At 70.5% G+C, this 15,115-nt stretch carries 18 protein-coding genes; 12 read left to right on the forward strand and 6 right to left on the reverse strand.

Annotated elements, in window-relative coordinates; genetic code table 11:
• Nucleotides 1-49: 49 nt before the first annotated feature.
• Nucleotides 50-271 (reverse strand): hypothetical protein, encoded by a 222-nt coding sequence (locus tag ACIPPS_RS28850; RefSeq protein WP_401437896.1) that lies wholly within the window; start codon nt 269-271, stop codon nt 50-52.
• 217 nt (nt 272-488) lie between these two features.
• Here ACIPPS_RS28850 and ACIPPS_RS28855 point away from each other — a divergent pair, with 217 nt between their 5' ends.
• On the forward strand, nt 489-1,424 hold the full coding sequence (locus ACIPPS_RS28855) for a DMT family transporter (protein WP_401437899.1): 936 nt from the start codon (nt 489-491) through the stop codon (nt 1,422-1,424).
• Here the strand turns inward: ACIPPS_RS28855 and ACIPPS_RS28860 are convergent.
• Together ACIPPS_RS28860 and ACIPPS_RS28865 are read right to left on the reverse strand one after the other, a co-directional pair.
• Complete coding sequence (locus ACIPPS_RS28860) at nt 1,315-2,211, reverse strand: LysR family transcriptional regulator (protein ID WP_401437901.1); 897 nt, start codon at nt 2,209-2,211, stop codon at nt 1,315-1,317. The genes ACIPPS_RS28855 and ACIPPS_RS28860 overlap by 110 nt on opposite strands.
• A complete protein-coding gene (locus ACIPPS_RS28865; protein ID WP_401437904.1) occupies nt 2,211-2,600 on the reverse strand; it encodes a PLD nuclease N-terminal domain-containing protein in 390 nt (129 codons plus the stop codon). The genes ACIPPS_RS28860 and ACIPPS_RS28865 overlap by 1 nt, the downstream gene beginning before the upstream one ends.
• An 89-nt stretch (nt 2,601-2,689) precedes the next feature.
• On the opposite strand from ACIPPS_RS28865, the gene ACIPPS_RS28870 reads away from it, so the two are divergent.
• Both ACIPPS_RS28870 and mqnP read left to right on the forward strand, forming a co-directional pair.
• Nucleotides 2,690-4,147 carry a menaquinone biosynthesis decarboxylase gene (locus ACIPPS_RS28870; RefSeq protein ID WP_401437906.1) on the forward strand — a complete coding sequence of 486 codons (1,458 nt, stop codon included), beginning with the start codon at nt 2,690-2,692 and terminating at the stop codon, nt 4,145-4,147.
• Nucleotides 4,144-5,046, forward strand: a complete 903-nt coding sequence (gene mqnP, locus ACIPPS_RS28875; protein WP_401437909.1) for a menaquinone biosynthesis prenyltransferase MqnP — start codon at nt 4,144-4,146, stop codon at nt 5,044-5,046. Before ACIPPS_RS28870 ends, mqnP begins: the two co-directional genes overlap by 4 nt.
• Before the next feature lie 108 nt (nt 5,047-5,154).
• On the opposite strand, the gene ACIPPS_RS28880 is transcribed toward mqnP, so the two are convergent.
• Nucleotides 5,155-5,760, reverse strand: a complete 606-nt coding sequence (locus ACIPPS_RS28880) for a rhomboid family intramembrane serine protease (protein ID WP_401437911.1) — start codon at nt 5,758-5,760, stop codon at nt 5,155-5,157.
• 94 nt (nt 5,761-5,854) lie between these two features.
• Between ACIPPS_RS28880 and ACIPPS_RS28885 the strand changes: the two genes are divergently transcribed.
• Nucleotides 5,855-6,535, forward strand: coding sequence for a UbiX family flavin prenyltransferase (locus ACIPPS_RS28885; RefSeq protein ID WP_401437914.1), 681 nt, complete (start codon nt 5,855-5,857; stop codon nt 6,533-6,535).
• Here ACIPPS_RS28885 and ACIPPS_RS28890 read toward each other — a convergent pair.
• The gene (locus tag ACIPPS_RS28890) at nt 6,532-6,672 is read right to left on the reverse strand and encodes a hypothetical protein (protein WP_401437916.1); all 141 of its coding nucleotides are present in this window, start codon (nt 6,670-6,672) and stop codon (nt 6,532-6,534) included. The genes ACIPPS_RS28885 and ACIPPS_RS28890 overlap by 4 nt on opposite strands.
• Before the next feature lie 114 nt (nt 6,673-6,786).
• Between ACIPPS_RS28890 and ACIPPS_RS28895 the strand changes: the two genes are divergently transcribed.
• The 8 genes from ACIPPS_RS28895 (at nt 6,787) to ACIPPS_RS28930 (ending at nt 14,009) form a co-directional block, all read left to right on the forward strand.
• A complete protein-coding gene (locus ACIPPS_RS28895; RefSeq protein ID WP_399225693.1) occupies nt 6,787-7,242 on the forward strand; it encodes an Lrp/AsnC family transcriptional regulator in 456 nt (151 codons plus the stop codon).
• A gap of 50 nt (nt 7,243-7,292) precedes the next feature.
• Nucleotides 7,293-8,456 carry an aminofutalosine synthase MqnE gene (gene mqnE / locus ACIPPS_RS28900; RefSeq protein WP_401437918.1) on the forward strand — a complete coding sequence of 388 codons (1,164 nt, stop codon included), beginning with the start codon at nt 7,293-7,295 and terminating at the stop codon, nt 8,454-8,456.
• A gap of 4 nt (nt 8,457-8,460) precedes the next feature.
• On the forward strand, nt 8,461-8,985 hold the full coding sequence (locus ACIPPS_RS28905; RefSeq protein ID WP_401437921.1) for a GNAT family N-acetyltransferase: 525 nt from the start codon (nt 8,461-8,463) through the stop codon (nt 8,983-8,985).
• A 52-nt stretch (nt 8,986-9,037) separates the two neighbouring features.
• Nucleotides 9,038-9,328 carry a DUF4229 domain-containing protein gene (locus ACIPPS_RS28910; protein ID WP_401437924.1) on the forward strand — a complete coding sequence of 97 codons (291 nt, stop codon included), beginning with the start codon at nt 9,038-9,040 and terminating at the stop codon, nt 9,326-9,328.
• Nucleotides 9,329-9,764: 436 nt separating this feature from the next.
• Nucleotides 9,765-11,108 (forward strand): dicarboxylate/amino acid:cation symporter, encoded by a 1,344-nt coding sequence (locus ACIPPS_RS28915; protein ID WP_401437926.1) that lies wholly within the window; start codon nt 9,765-9,767, stop codon nt 11,106-11,108.
• Between the two features lie 364 nt (nt 11,109-11,472).
• On the forward strand, nt 11,473-12,018 hold the full coding sequence (locus ACIPPS_RS28920) for a GntR family transcriptional regulator (protein WP_401437929.1): 546 nt from the start codon (nt 11,473-11,475) through the stop codon (nt 12,016-12,018).
• Nucleotides 12,019-12,372: 354 nt separating this feature from the next.
• Nucleotides 12,373-13,299, forward strand: a complete 927-nt coding sequence (locus ACIPPS_RS28925; protein ID WP_401437932.1) for a hypothetical protein — start codon at nt 12,373-12,375, stop codon at nt 13,297-13,299.
• Nucleotides 13,300-13,382: 83 nt separating this feature from the next.
• Nucleotides 13,383-14,009 carry a TetR/AcrR family transcriptional regulator gene (locus ACIPPS_RS28930; protein ID WP_401438569.1) on the forward strand — a complete coding sequence of 209 codons (627 nt, stop codon included), beginning with the start codon at nt 13,383-13,385 and terminating at the stop codon, nt 14,007-14,009.
• Here the strand turns inward: ACIPPS_RS28930 and ACIPPS_RS28935 are convergent.
• On the reverse strand, nt 13,978-15,039 hold the full coding sequence (locus tag ACIPPS_RS28935; RefSeq protein ID WP_401437934.1) for a MaoC/PaaZ C-terminal domain-containing protein: 1,062 nt from the start codon (nt 15,037-15,039) through the stop codon (nt 13,978-13,980). The genes ACIPPS_RS28930 and ACIPPS_RS28935 overlap by 32 nt on opposite strands.
• Nucleotides 15,040-15,115 lie beyond the last annotated feature (76 nt).

Raw genomic sequence — 15,115 nt, forward strand, 5'->3', positions numbered from 1 at the left:
GGAGGTCGGCGGGGTCGGCGGCGCGTTCGGGCTTGGCGACGGCGTCGGATCAGGGCTGGGCGTGCCCGAGGACGGTGCGGGCGACGGCAGATGCGTGGTCCCGGGTGTCGGTGTCGTCGTGGGCTGCGGGCTCGGACTCGAACTCGGGCCGGGACTCGGCGACGCGGTGCCGGTCGGGCTTGGGCTCGGCGTGGGCGTGCTCACCGGCGGGTCCCGCCCGTGCCGTCCATTCCGCACGCCGTGCTCGCCGCGCGGGAGTGCGCGTACGCACCCGTACCCCGTTCCTGCCCCATGAGTCCCCCGACTCCGCCAGACTGCGGCCGAAGCTAACAGGACAATGTGGCAAATCCTATGATCGACCGTTGGGTTGGCCGAAACAAGCCGCTTCTGACGGAGCATGCTCCCATCGGCCCCGCCGATGCCCCCATCAGCAGGACGCCCCACTGGCTCGTGGACCGGTCACGGGCCCGCTCCGTAGCGTCGGGGGCATGAGAAACGAGACCCGAGGGACCCTCGAACTGACCCTGGCCATGGTGCTTTCCGGCACGCTCGGCATCTTCGTCGTCGAGTCCGGGGCGTCCGCGCTCAACGTCGTGTTCTTCCGGTGCCTCTTCGGGGCCATCGCCCTCGGGGCCTACAGCCTCGTCCGGGGGTACTTCCGCGCGCACGGGTTCACCCTCAGGAAGGTGGGGCTGGCCGCGCTCGGTGGGGTGTTCATCGTGTTCAACTGGGTGTTCCTCTTCGAGGCGTACGAGGCCACCTCGATCTCCCTCGCCACCGTCGTCTACCACACGCAGCCGTTCTTCCTGGTGGTGTTCGGCGCCGTGCTCTTCCGGGAGCGGATCACCGCCGCCAGGTTCGGGTGGCTCGCACTCGCCTTCGTCGGGCTCGTGCTCGTGTCCGGGATACGGCCCGGGGACACCGCCTCCCTCAAGGGCCTCGGGCTCGCCCTCGCCGCCGCCGTGCTCTACGCCCTGTCGACGATCGTGACCAAGCGGATCACGGGCGTCCGGCCCCATCTCATCGCCCTCGTACAGGTCCTCGTCGGGCTCCCGCTGCTGCTCCCGCTCGCCGACCTCGGCGCCATGGGCGGCCTCGGCGCCGGCTGGGCGTGGCTGGTCGGGCTTGGGCTCGTGCACACGGGGCTGATGTACGTGCTCATGTACGCCGCCTACCAGAAGCTGCCCACCGCGAAGATCGCCGTGCTCGCCTTCACCTACCCCGCCGTCGCCATGGTCGCCGACTGGGCCGTGTACGGGCATCACATCGGGCTCGTCCAGGCCCTCGGTGTCCCGCTGATCGTCTTCGCCAGCCTCAGGGTGACGCTTGCGGGACCTGCTCGGACACCAGCCGCCGCGCCTGCTCCACGAACAGCCGCACATGAGCCGGAAGCCGCTTCCCCCGCCGCCACGCGATCTGCGTGAAGAGCGTGAACGGCGCCTTCCAGTCCAGCTCCACCAGTGCCCCGGACGCCAGCTCCCGCGCGACGGTGATCCGGGGCACGAGCGCGATGCCCAGGCCACCGGCCACACCCCGCTTCGTCGCCTCGATGGTGCCGAACTCCATGAACGGCGGCGCCCACTCGCGGAGTTCGCGCTCGAACAGGTCGCGGTACGGGCAGCCCGGCTCCGTCCCCACGAGCTGGGCCGCCGCCAGGTCCCGCGGAGTCAGGCCCGTACGGCCCGCCAGCGGGTGGCGCGGGGAGGCCACCAGCGCCAGCGGCTCCTCAGCCAGGACCTCCGCGTCCAGGCCCGGGTGCTCCGTCTCCGGCTCCATCAGGAAACCGATGTCGTACGTCCCCTGCCGCAGCGCCTTCCTGGTCTCGTCGCCCAGCGTCGTGCGCAGCGACAGCCGGACCTTCGGGTAGCGGTGGTGGAAGAGCTCCAGGAGCGGCGGCAGGCGGTACGACGTCAGCGACTCCATCGTGCCGATGGCGAGGGGTCCCGCCGGTTCCCCGGTCTCCACGACCGCGGCCCGCGCCTCCTCCGTCAGCTCGATGATCCGGCGGGCGTACGGGACGAGGCGCTCGCCGGCGTCCGTGAGCCGGATGCGGCTGCCCAGCCGCTCGAAGAGCTCCACGTCGAGCGCGGACTCCAGGGCGCGGACCTGGGCCGTGACGCTGGACTGGGCGTACTGGAGGTCGGCGGCGGCCCGGGTGAAGGAGAGGACCGTGGCCACCTTCTCGAAGGTGACCAGGAGCCGGAGCTCCATCACTTGTCCTTGCCCTTGTCCCCGTCCTTGTCCCCGTCCTGCTCGTTGCTCGGTTCGTCGCCCTTCTCGTCCTTCTCGTCCTCCTCGCGGAGGGAGCGCAGGAACTCGGGGTTGTCGTCCGGGGCGACCCAGCGGTTCGACGCGCGGCCGCGACCGCCCGCGCCGAACACGCCACCGGTCCCACCCGCGCCGCCCGTGCCGAACGCGCCGCGCCGCTGCTTGCCCGCGAAGAACCAGACGAGCGCGGCGGCGATCGGGAAGAGCAGGATCAGGACGACCCAGGCGAGCTTGGGCAGGTGCTTGGTCTCTTCGTCGGGGGTGGTCACGCAGTCGATGCAGGCGTAGATCGTCAGCGCCAGCGGCAGGATGAACATCAGCGCCCTGAGCATGTGGGACAGCCCCCTGGAAACGGTGGCGGGGTTCGATTCGTCGGCCCCGGTGACAGGTCAAGCCTAGCCCGTGGCCGATACTGGGCCCCATGGCTTACGACGATCTCCGCTCGCTGCTCAGGGCGCTGGAGCGCGAAGGCGACCTCAAGCGCATCAAGGCCGAAGTCGATCCGTACCTGGAGGTCGGGGAGATCGTCGACCGGGTGAACAAGGCGGGAGGTCCCGCGCTGCTCTTCGAGAACGTCAAGGGCTCCGCCATGCCGCTCGCGATGAACGTCTTCGGGACCGACCGGCGGCTGCTCAAGGCGCTGGGCCTGAAGTCCTACGAGGACATCAGCGACAAGATCGGCGGGCTGCTCAAGCCCGAGCTGCCGCAGGGCTTCATCGGCGTACGGGAGGCCTTCGGCAAGCTGGGCTCGATGGTCCACGTGCCGCCGAAGAAGGTGAAGTCCGAGAACGCTCCGGTCCAGGAGGTCGTGCTCACCGGTGACGACGTCGACCTCGATCTGCTGCCCGCCCTCTTCACCTGGCCCAAGGACGGCGGCTCCTTCTTCAACCTGGGCCTGACGCACACCAAGCACCCCGAGACCGGGGTCCGCAACCTCGGGCTCTACCGCCTCCAGCGGCACGACAAGCGCACCATCGGCATGCACTGGCAGATCCACAAGGACAGCCGCAACCACTACGCGGTGGCGGCGGCGCGGGGCGAGCGGCTGCCGGTCGCGATCGCCTTCGGGTGCCCGCCGGCCGTGACGTACGCCTCGACGGCGCCGCTGCCCGGTGACATCGACGAGTACCTCTTCGCGGGCTTCGTACAGGGCAAGCGGATCGAGATGGTCGACTGCAAGACGGTGCCGCTCCAGGTGCCGGCCAACGCCGAGGTCGTCATCGAGGGCTGGCTGGAGCCGGGCGAGATGCTCCCGGAGGGGCCGTTCGGCGACCACACCGGGTTCTACACGCCGCAGGAACCGTTCCCCGCGCTGAAGATCGACTGCGTCACGATGCGGAAGCGTCCGCTGCTCCAGTCGATCGTGGTCGGCCGGCCGCCGACCGAGGACGGGCCGCTGGGGCGGGCGACGGAGCGCTTCTTCCTGCCGCTGCTGAAGATCATCGTGCCGGACATCGTGGACTACCACCTGCCGGAGTCGGGCGGCTTCCACAACTGCGCGATCGTCTCGATCGACAAGAAGTACCCGAAGCACGCGCAGAAGGTCATGCACGCCATCTGGGGCGCGCACATGATGTCGCTGACGAAGCTGATCATCGTGGTGGACAAGGACTGCGACGTCCACGACCTGCACGAGGTGTCCTGGCGGGCGCTCGGCAACACCGACTACTCCCGCGACCTGACGGTCGTCGAGGGCCCGGTGGACCACCTGGACCACTCCTCGTACCAGCAGTTCTGGGGCGGCAAGGCGGGCATCGACGCGACGAAGAAGCGGCCCGAGGAGGGCTACACCCGGGACGGCGGCTGGCCGGACATGGTGGAGTCCGACCCGGCGACGTCGGCCCTGGTGGACCGACGCTGGAAGGAGTACGGCCTGTGACCACGGCGGCCGTGCCCGGCGCCCGGCCCGGGCGCACCAAGGCCTTCCTGCGGTTGGTGATGATCGAGCACTCGGTCTTCGCGCTGCCGTTCGCGTACATCGCCTCGTTGACCGCGATGTTCCAGCTGGACCGGCGCGTCCACTGGGTCACGCTGCTGCTCGTCACCGTCTGCATGGTGGGGCTGCGGACCTTCGCGATGGCCTGCAACCGGATCATCGACCGGGAGATCGACGCCCGTAACCCGCGCACGGCCGGCCGCGAGCTGGTGACCGGCGCGGTGTCGGTGCGCTCGGCGTGGACCGGGGCGGGGGTCGCCGTCGTCGTCTTCCTCGGGGCGGCGGCGCTGCTCAACCCGCTCTGCCTGGCGCTCGCGCCGCTCGCCGTGGTGCCGATGGTGGTCTATCCGTACGGCAAGAGGTTCACGAACTTCCCGCACGCGATCCTCGGCCTCGCGCAGGCCATAGGGCCGATCGGGGCCTGGCTAGCGGTGACCGGGGAGTGGTCCTGGGACGCGGTCATCCTCGGCCTCGCGGTCGGCATCTGGATCGGCGGCTTCGACCTGATCTTCGCCTGCCAGGACGTCCAGGCCGACCGGGCCCAGGGCGTCATGTCGGTCCCCGCCCGCTTCGGCGTCCCGGCGGCGCTCTGGGGCGCGCGGGCCTCGGCGGCCGTCACGACGGGGCTGCTGGTCTGGTACGCCCTGGCGACCGGCGCGGGGCTGTTCTTCTGGGTCGGGCTCGTGATCGTCGTCGCCGCGTTCTGCTACGAGCACACGATCGTGAAGCCGCACGACCTGTCCCGCCTGAACCGCGCGTTCTTCACGACGAACGGCTTCATCGGCATCTCGCTGTTCCTGTGCGCGCTGATCGACCTGGTGGTGCGGGGCCTCACGGTGTGAGGGGTGGGAGGGCGTGTGCGGGGCCGAGCGCATGCGCGGCCGCGGCGTGAGCCGCCCTCACCGAGTGAACCGTTCTCACCGAGTGAACCGTTCTCACCGAGTGAGCCGTCACCGCGTGACGGCGGCTCGGTGGTGTTCCGGGCGGAAGAGGAAGGCCGCGCCCGCGCCCGCCAGCAGGCCCACGAGGTGGCCCTGCCAGCTGACCGTGGTGTTCGTGGGGGAGATGCCCATGAGGATGGAGCCGCCCCAGAACGCGGCGATCGTCACGCCCACGGCGATGCCGAGCGGCCTGCGCTCCACGAAGCCGCGGACCACGAGGTAGCCGAAGAGGCCGAAGACCAGGCCGGACGCGCCCGCGGTGATCGAGTCCGACGGGGAGATCAGCCAGACGCCGACGCCGTCGGCGACGATGATCAGCGCGCAGACCGCGACGAACCGGCGGAGGGAGCCGAGGGCGGCGAGGAATCCGAGGACCAGCAGCGGGACGCTGTTGGCGGCGACGTGCCCGAAGCCGAAGTGCAGGAACGGCGCCGCGAGGATCCCGCCGAGGCTCTCCGGCTTGCGGGCCACGATGCCGTACTCGTCGAGGGCGTGGCCCGTCGCGAGGTCGACGACTTCGAGGGCCCAGAGCAGGGCGACCCAGCCGACCATGAGCCCGATCGCCGTCTTCGCCCGGTCGGGCGCACGCCGACGTGTCGCTTCGATGTCTGTCATGGCCATCCCCCTGGCTCCCGGGTGCTGTGTAGGGGAGAACGTACGGGACCCCGTGCGGAGTTCTCCTCCCGAGCCGCCGGATAGGCTCGTCGGCGTGGAGCCGGTAGAAGAACAGCAGCGTCGTCCCTGGGTGGTCGGGGTGTCCGGGGCGTCAGGGACCCCGTACGCCGCCGCCGTGCTGAGGGGGCTGCTCGCAGCGGGGGAGAGCGTCGACCTGGTCGTCTCGCGGGCGTCGCGGCTGACGCTGCTCGACGAGACGGGGATCGCCTTCCGGGACGCGCACTGGCGCGAGGACCTGGCGACCTGGCTGGCGCGGGGCGCCGACGGGAAGCCGGGGACGTTCGCGCCGGACCTCGACGACGTGCGGTACTGGGCGGCCGGTGACCTGGCCGCCGGGCCGAGCAGTGGGTCGTACCCGGTCAAGGGGATGCTGATCGTGCCGGCGTCGACCGCCTCGGTGGCCGGTGTCGCGCTGGGACTGTCGAAGGACCTGCTGCAGCGGGTGGCGAGCGTGACGCTCAAGGAACGCCGGCCGCTGGTCGTCGCCGTGCGGGAGACCCCGCTGAACGGTCAGACGCTGAAGCACCTGGTGGCGCTGGACGAGGCGGGCGCCGTGGTGCTGCCCGCCTCTCCGGCGTTCTACGCGGGGGCGACGCACATCCAGGATCTGGTGGACTTCGTCGCCGGGCGGGTGCTCGACGCGGCAGGGGTGCCGCACGGGCTGTACCGCCGTTGGGAGGGGGAGCTCGGTGGAGCCTCCTCCCGGGGGGATTAGGGCTTCTTGGCGGCGCGCTTCTTGGCGGCGCGCCGGGCGGAGGCGGACGGCTGGTGGGCACGCGAGCGGTTGGCCAGGTCCTGCAGCTCGCGCATACGGGCGTAGGCCATCTCGATCGTGTACACGGTGAGCACCACTCCTGAAAGATCGTCTTTGTTCAATTGAAAGATTCACAGGGTGTCGACCCCTGTGTACCTTAGATTCTATACCTAAACTCGCGGTATCGCTGGACAATGGAAGGCTTCATACCTATGGACGCCGTGGACAGGCAGCTCATCCAGGCTCTGCGCGAGAACGGCAGGGCTTCGTACGCCGAACTCGGCCGGCTCGTCGGGCTCTCCGGCCCCTCCGTCACCGACCGCATCAACCGCTTGGAGGCGGCCGGCGTCATCACCGGCTACCGCGCGACGGTCGACGCCGCCTCGCTCGGCCTCGGTGTCACCGCCCTCATCGGCATCTCCCTCTCCGACGCCGCCGACCACGAGGACGTGGCCCGGCGGCTGAAGGACCTCGCCGAGATCGAGGACTGCTGGTTCATCGCCGGCGACGACTCGTACATGCTCAAGGTCCGGGTCGGCGACGTCGACGGTCTGGAGAAGACGATCCGCCGGCTCTCCGGCACCAAGGGCGTCTCCCGCACCCGTACGACGATCGTGCTCTCCACCAAGTGGGAGAACCGGGTCGGAGATCTGCCCGAGGAGGGCTGAGAGTACGGTGGGTGGAGCCTGAAATCGTCAGACATGGGAGGCGGCCCTAGATGGACGCGGGACTCAAGCGCGAGCTGGAGCAGAAGGTTCGTTCCGGAGAGCGGCTGAGCCGCGAGGACGGCATCGCTCTGTACGCGTCCGACGACCTGGCCTGGCTCGGCGGCCTGGCCCACGAGGTCAGGACCCGCAAGAACGGTGACGTCGTCCACTTCAACGTCAACCGCCACCTCAACATGACGAACGTGTGCACCGCGTCCTGCGCGTACTGCTCGTTCCAGCGCAAGCCGGGCGAGAAGGACGCGTACACGATGCGCATCGAGGAGGCCGTCCGCCTCGCCAAGGCGATGGAGAACGAGAACCTCACCGAGCTGCACATCGTCAACGGGCTCCACCCCAACCTGCCCTGGCGCTACTACCCGCGCTCGCTCTCCGAGCTGAAGAAGGCGCTCCCGAACGTCTCCCTGAAGGCCTTCACCGCCACCGAGATCCACCACTTCGAGACCATCTCGGGCATGTCGGCGTCCGACATCCTCGACGAGCTCATCGAGGCCGGCCTGGAGTCCCTCACCGGCGGTGGCGCGGAGATCTTCGACTGGGAGGTCCGCCAGCACATCGTGGACCACCGCACCCACTGGGAGGACTGGTCCCGGATCCACCGCCTCGCGCACGAGAAGGGGCTCAAGACCCCGAGCACGATGCTGTACGGGCACATCGAGGAGCCCCGGCACCGCGTCGACCACGTGCTGCGACTGCGTGAGCTCCAGGACGAGACCGGCGGCTTCCAGGTCTTCATCCCGCTGCGCTACCAGCACGACTTCGTCGACATGCAGGACGGCAAGGTCCGCAACAAGCTCCAGGCGCGCACCACGATGGCGACCGGCGCGGAGGCCCTGAAGACCTTCGCGGTCTCCCGCCTCCTCTTCGACAACGTGCCGCACGTCAAGGTCTTCTGGGTCATGCACGGCGTCCAGACCGCGCAGCTCGCGCTCCAGCACGGCGCCGACGACATGGACGGCTCGGTCGTCGAGTACAAGATCACGCACGACGCCGACAACTACGGCACGCCGAACAAGCTGGGCCGCGAGGACCTGCTCGAACTCATCCGGGACGCCGGCTTCCGCCCGGTGGAGCGCAACACGCGGTACGAGATCATCCGCGAGTACCCGGGCCCGGAGGCGGACCGCCGCGAGTCGCCCCAGCCGATGCGGGTCTGACGCGGTGGCTCTCCGTTTCGCACTGGACCCCGCGGTCACGCCCGCGCTGCGCGACGGCGTCCTGCGCCTGTGGGCGGACGTCTCCAACGCGGGCGGCGCCGTCGGCTTCGTCCCGCCGGTCGGCGTGGACGAGATCCGGCCCGACCTCGTCAAGCACCTCGCCGCGATGGCCGAGGGCCGGATGCGGCTCGTCGTCGGGTACGAGGAGGACGGCACCGTCGCCGCCACCACCTTCGTCGCGTACAACACGCACCGGCTGATGAGGCACTGGGTCTGGCTCTACACGGTCATGGTCCACCCCTCCCACCAGGGCAAGGGGTACGGCCGCGACCTCATGGCCGCCGTCGAGGACGCGGTGCGCGGCTTCGACGGCATCGAGGCGATCCGGCTCACCTGCCGGGGCGGCACGGGCGTCGACCGCTTCTACGCCTCCTGCGGCTACAAGGAGGTCGGGCGGGTGCCCGGCGCGATCCGGGTGGCCGAGGGCGACGACCGGGACGACATCTTCATGCTGCTCCCGCTGCATTGATCACTTTTGTACCGTGGTTCACTGGTGACGCCAACGAGAGAAAGGGGCCGTCGTGGCCGCTAACGGGACGGGCGCTGCGACCCTCCGCTACACCCTCATGCGCCTCGGCATCTTCGCCGGGTGCTTCCTCGTACTGGTCGGGCTCGTCCGCCTCGGTGTGCTGCCGCGCGGCCTCGGCGACTCCAACCTGCTCTGGGTGCTGATCCTCTCCATCGTGATCTCCGCGCCGCTCAGCTTCGTCCTGCTGCGGGGCCAGCGGGACGCGATGTCCGAGCAGATCGTGGCCAAGGTGGACCAGGCGAAGGGCCGCCTGGAGGCCAACCGCGCCAGCGAGGACGCGTAGGCGCTGCGCGGGGCCGTGTGGGCGCTGCGCGGAACCGTGGAGGCGCTGGGCGGACCCGTGGAGGCGCTGGGCGGACCCGTATAAGCGCCGAGTAAGTTTCGTCACAGCACAAACACCCCGGTCGGGAGCTTCGAAGGCTCCTGACCGGGGTGTTCTGCGTTTCGGAGGTCCGGGCGGGCTCCGGCTACCTCAAAGAAGGGCTTTGAGGTTCTCAAAGTTCAAGTGTTAACGTACCTGCCATGACGACAGCAGTGCGCCCCCACGATGCCGCGAGCACCCCGCTCGTGGCGCGCCTGCACGTCGATCTGTGCCGCTGTATGTCCGCGGTCTGTTGCCGCGAGCTCTGACCCCGGCATCATGCAGCGGTACCGCCCCAGCGCGTGAGTACCGCACCCCCGTCCCCGTATGTCCCGATACGCACCTGTGGAGTGTGTCTGTGTCCGCGTCCGCGTCCACGCCCGAGACGAAGTCCCCGACGTCCTCGCGCATACCCAGGGTCCCCTTCTGGGCCCAGATCGTCGCCGGTCTCGTGCTCGGCGTCCTGCTCGGCTGGCTCGCCCGCAGCCAGGACGTCAGCTGGCTCAAGGAGACTCTCGGCCAGGTCGGCGACATCTTCGTCCAGCTCCTGAAGCTGGCCGTCGCCCCGCTCGTCTTCTTCGCGATCCTGGTGTCGATCACCAACCTCCGCAAGGTCAACAACGCCGCCCGGCTGGCCGCCCAGACCCTCGTCTGGTTCATGATCACCTCGCTGATCGCGGTCGCCATCGGCCTCGCGATCGGCCTGCTCACCAACCCGGGCGCCGGCACCGGCCTCACCCCGCAGGACGGCAAGCTGCCGAAGCGCGAGGGCACCTGGATCGACTTCCTGACCGGGATCATCCCGTCGGACGTCATCACCCCGTTCACCGAGCTGAACGTCCTGCAGATCGTCTTCATGGCCGCCGTCGCCGGCATCGCCGCCCTCAAGCTCGGTGACCGCGCCAAACCGATCCTGGCCCTCTCCGAGTCGGTCCTGGAGCTGCTCCAGAAGGCCCTGTGGTGGGTCATCCGGCTCGCCCCCATCGGCACCGTCGGCCTCATCGGCTTCGCCATCGCCGACTACGGCTGGGAGCTGATCGGCAAGTACGCGACCTTCACCGCCGACGTCTACATCGGCTGCGCCCTGGTCCTCTTCGGCGTCTACCCGCTGCTGCTCGCGACGGTCGCCAAGGTCAACCCGCTCCAGTTCTTCAAGGGCGCCTGGCCGGCCATCCAGCTGGCGTTCGTCTCCCGCTCCTCGGTCGGCACGATGCCGGTCACCCAGAAGGTCACCGAGCGCCTCGGCGTCCCGAAGGAGTACGCCTCCTTCGCCGTCCCGTTCGGCGCGACCACCAAGATGGACGGCTGCGCCGCGATCTACCCGGCGCTCGCCGCGATCTTCATCGCGCAGATCTTCGACGTGCAGCTGGGCATCCAGGACTACCTCCTGATCGCCTTCGTGTCGGTCGTCGGCTCGGCCGCCACGGCGGGTCTGACGGGCGCCACGGTCATGCTGACCCTGACCCTCTCCACCCTGGGCCTCCCGCTGGAGGGCGTGGGCCTGCTGATGGCGATCGACCCGATCCTGGACATGATGCGCACGGCCACGAACGTCGCCGGCCAGGCGCTGGTCCCGGTGGTCGTCGCCGCCCGCGAGAAGATCCTGGACCACGACGCGTACAACAGCGCGTCGTCCTCCCCGGTCGACGGCGACATCGCCCCCGAGCCCGAGCCGAAGGTCGCGATCCCGGCGACGGCCTGACGCGACAGGGGCCCCGGCCCCGGCCCGATGCGGCCGCGGCCCGGTGCGGCCGCGGTCCCGGCCCCGTGCGGCACGCGGGCCGCGGTCCCGGCCACGGCCTGACCTGAACGTCCCTCACGTGATGCCCATGTCCCTCCGGGGGCGTGGGCATCACGCGTCTGCAGGCCTGCCCGCACGGTCTTCCCGCGCGGCCCCCGCTGGCTCGCCCTCGTCCTGCGGGGCGGGTCCGATGGTGTCTGCGGCGACCGGATTCATCGCCCCGGCTCCTCGTCGCCGTCCAACCACCGGTCGAGGAACTTCTGCCGTTCGGCCTCGGCTCGGGCGGAAGTAGGGTCGCTCACACAAGTGAGTGGGAGGTAGGAGCATGTCTGGCGATGCGTGGATCAGTGAGACCGCGCCGTATCTGGCCCCGCGTGAACCTGGCCAGAGTGATGCTTGGACCGATGAGGCCGATCGCCGGGGGCGCCGTGGCGGTCAGCGGCTTCTGCAGGCAGGTGAAGTAGGTGCGCCCGCCGCTGTCAGCGCAGCCCTGGAGCTGACCGCCGGTAAGCGTGTGATCGTCAGGCGCCGACTGATCCTGCTCGATGACCAGCCCGTGGAGCTGGCCGACTCGTACTACCCCCTCTCCATCGCCGGGGGCACGCCACTCGCGGAAGAGCGGAAGGTACCCGGCGGCGCCGTCAGCCTGCTCAGGGATCTGGGGTACACCGGCGCCGAGGTCGTGGAGGACGTCAGTGCCGCCCTCGCGACCGCCGATGAGTGCGAGCACCTGGGCCTGCCTGCGGGGAGCGCCGTCCTGCATCTACTCCGCCTGACGCGAACCGCTGACGGGACACCGATGGAGGCCTCCCTGATGACCATGCCGGCCGACCGACACCTCACGTACCGGCTCGGAAAGCAGGGGGCGTGATGGCGAGAGAGTTCAAGGACGCGAGGTCACCGCACCAGAAGATCGCCGCTGTGGTCCTCCCGCCGGGGCGCGTCGTCACGCGCTCCGGTCGTGCGCGGTTCACCAAGAAAAGGAACGGGAGAGAACCCTCCCAACCACCCTCCCCCGTGCCAACTGCCCGCGTGACACGTACGAGTGACGCGGTGTCGGAAACGTGGGTGGGTGCGGTACCGTCTGCCGCAACAACGGCATATGCAACTCGGCCCCCGGCAGGACGGCAATCCTGACCGAGGGCCTACCGATCAGGAAGTCAGACCCTTCCCAATGGCTGATCCGCAGTCTAACGCGGCCCTGTCCGCGCATCCCGTGTCCCACGTGATCCCCGAGGGCGCGCCCCGGTCCGGTGTGATCCACATCCGGCACCGCCACACCGAACGCTTCACGGTCGTCGGCAACCACCTCGCTCAGCACGAAGAGCTCTCCGCCGTCGCGATCGGGCTCGCCGTGTACATCCAGTCGCTGCCGGACGGGGTCTCCGTGACCGCCAAGGCGCTCGCGCTGCGCTTCCGGGAGGGCGAGAAGACCGTCCGTCGGGCGCTCAACGAGCTGGAGGGCGCCGGGTACCTGGCGCGTCCCCGAGTGCCCGTCGGCGGCGGCAGGTTCGCCACCCGCACGCTCTCGTACGACAAGCCTGGCGGCGCGGCCGAGGCGGGCCACCGCACCGCCCCCGATGCCGACCGCCCCGGCCTCGGCGGGGGCGCCGAGCCGGACGGTGGTCTCGCAGCCGAGGCGGGCCACCGCACGGCCCCCGATGCCGACCGCCCCGGTCCTGGCGACGGCGCCGAGCCGGACGGTGGTCCCGGCCCGATCCACAGCCCGTCTCCGAAGAGTCCTCCGTCGAGGCCGTCGAGGCCGTCGGCGTCCCGGCCGCCCCGGTCCGTTCCCACCGGCCCCGCCGCCGAACTCCTCGTACGGCTCCGGCTCGCGGACACCCGGCTGCTGCTGTCCGCCAGGGACGTCGAGCGGCTCGCTCCTGCCGTCGAGACGTGGCTGGCCCGCTCCACGACCCACGCTCAGATCGTCCGCACTCTCACCGCCAACCTTCCGCCGGAGCCCATCCCCATCCATCACCCGGCGCGTTTCCTGGAGTACCGCCTGACGACCCTGTTGCCGCCGTCCCTCCCGGCCGCGCCCGCGACTCCACCCGGTCCGCCGCCTCTCATCACCTGTGACGGCTGCGAACGAGCCTTCCGCAGCCGCGATCCGGAGGGTCGGTGCGGAGACTGCCGCGCCGTGGCCTGAGGCGGCCGCACGTAGGCTCTTCCCCGGTGCAGGCGAGTGGGGTGGGAAGGGTGGCCGAGGTGGCTGGCGCGAAGGTCAAGCGGATGCCGCGGGAGGTGCGTGAGCGGCAGATGATGGACGCTGCCGTGCAGACCTTCGGGCAGCGGGGATATCAGGCCGCGTCCATGGACGAGATCGCCGAGCTGGCGGGGGTGTCGAAGCCGCTCGTCTATCTGTATCTGCACTCCAAGGAAGAGCTCTTCACCGCCTGCATCCAGCGCGAGGCGCAGGCGTTGCTCGCCGCCGTCGCGGGCGGGGTCGATCCCGGGCGGCCTGCCGAGGAGCAGCTGTGGGCTGGGCTGCTCGCCTTCTTCACGCACACCGCCGAACACCCCGACGGGTGGGCGGTGCTGAGCCGCCAGGCGCGGACGCACGGGGAACCGTTCGCCGGTGAGGCGGGGCGGATGCGGGACGAGATCGTCGCCTACGTCGGGACGCTGATCGGGGCCGCCGCCCAGGAGACCCACCGGGAGACCAACCGTGACCCGGAGCTGGCCGAGCGGGATGTCGCAGGGCTCTCGCGGGCGCTCGTCGGGGCGGCGGAGTCGCTGGCGAGCTGGGCCAACGAGACGCCCGGGATGACGGCCTGGGAGGCGGCGGCGACGCTGATGAACTTCTCCTGGGCGGGGCTCGGCAACCTCATGAGGAGCGAGCGCTGGTCTCCCCGGTGACGCCGCTGAGGTGGAGTCGGCCGGCCGTCCTCAGCTCGAAGCGGCCGGCGCCGTCCGTGGCGTAGGAGACCGTTCCCGGCAGGAGGACCGGGGACTTGAACTCCGCTTCCACGAAGTCGTGTCGCGCGCCCGCCTGTTGTTCCGCCAGGCAGCGGGCCAGCGTCCACATGCCGTGCGCGACCGTCCTCGGGAAGCCGAAGGCCCGTGCGGTGAGCGGGTGGAGGTGGATCGGGTTGCGGTCGCCGGACGCGGCTGCGTAGCGACGGCCCAGGTCCGCGGGCAGGTGCCAGTCGGCTGTCGGGGGGAGAGGGTCGGGGTGGAGGGTGGGGCGGGGGGTGGGGTCCGTGGGGCCGGCACCTCTGGCCTCGGGGGTGGGGTCCGTGGGGCCGGCACCTCTGGCCTCGGGGGTGGGGTCCGTGGGGCCGCCACCCCTGGCCTCGGGGGTGGGGTCCGTGGGGCCGCCACCCGCGGCCTCGGTCGGGTGCGGTTCGGGGGCACACGCCGAGGTGGGGCGTGGGTGCGTGTGACCCGCCGGGGGCCGCTTCGCATCGGCGTGCCGTGCCAGGTAGCCGCTCGACGACTCCCACACCAGGGCGCCCGCGAGCCGGGCCTCCGTCACCACGGTGACCTCCGTGCCCCGTCGGTGCGGTGTCAACTCCCCTGCGTAGACGGTGATTTCGGGGCGATCGGCCGCCGTCAGCGGGGCGTGCCGGGTGATCGAGATCCAGGTGTGGACCAGGCCGAGCAGGGGCAGGGGGAAGTCCCGTCGGGACATCAGCCGCATCGCCGCCGGGAAGCCGAGGACGTGCGGATAGGTGAGGGGGAGGCCCGGCTCCGGGGTGCCGTCGAGGGTCGGCGCGTAGCCGCAGATCCGGGCGTAGGACGCCAGGTGCCTCCTGTCGACGGCGAGCGGGCCGCGGGTGATCCGCCGCTCCGGCAGCGGGCCCCGCGGGCGGGCGCGGGTGAAGGGGGCGCGGGTCACCGCCCCGGCCAGGGCGAGCAGGTCCGTCATCCCGTCGAGCGTGCCCATTGTCCCAACTCCCTGCCCGGTCTTAGATTTACCGAAAAGTAAGGTTACTCAACGGTCAGCAGTTGGCCGGCCCTTC

The sequence above is a fragment of the Streptomyces sp. NPDC090127 genome, from assembly GCF_044746945.1.
In the GTDB taxonomy this organism is placed as follows: Bacteria; Actinomycetota; Actinomycetes; order Streptomycetales; family Streptomycetaceae; genus Streptomyces.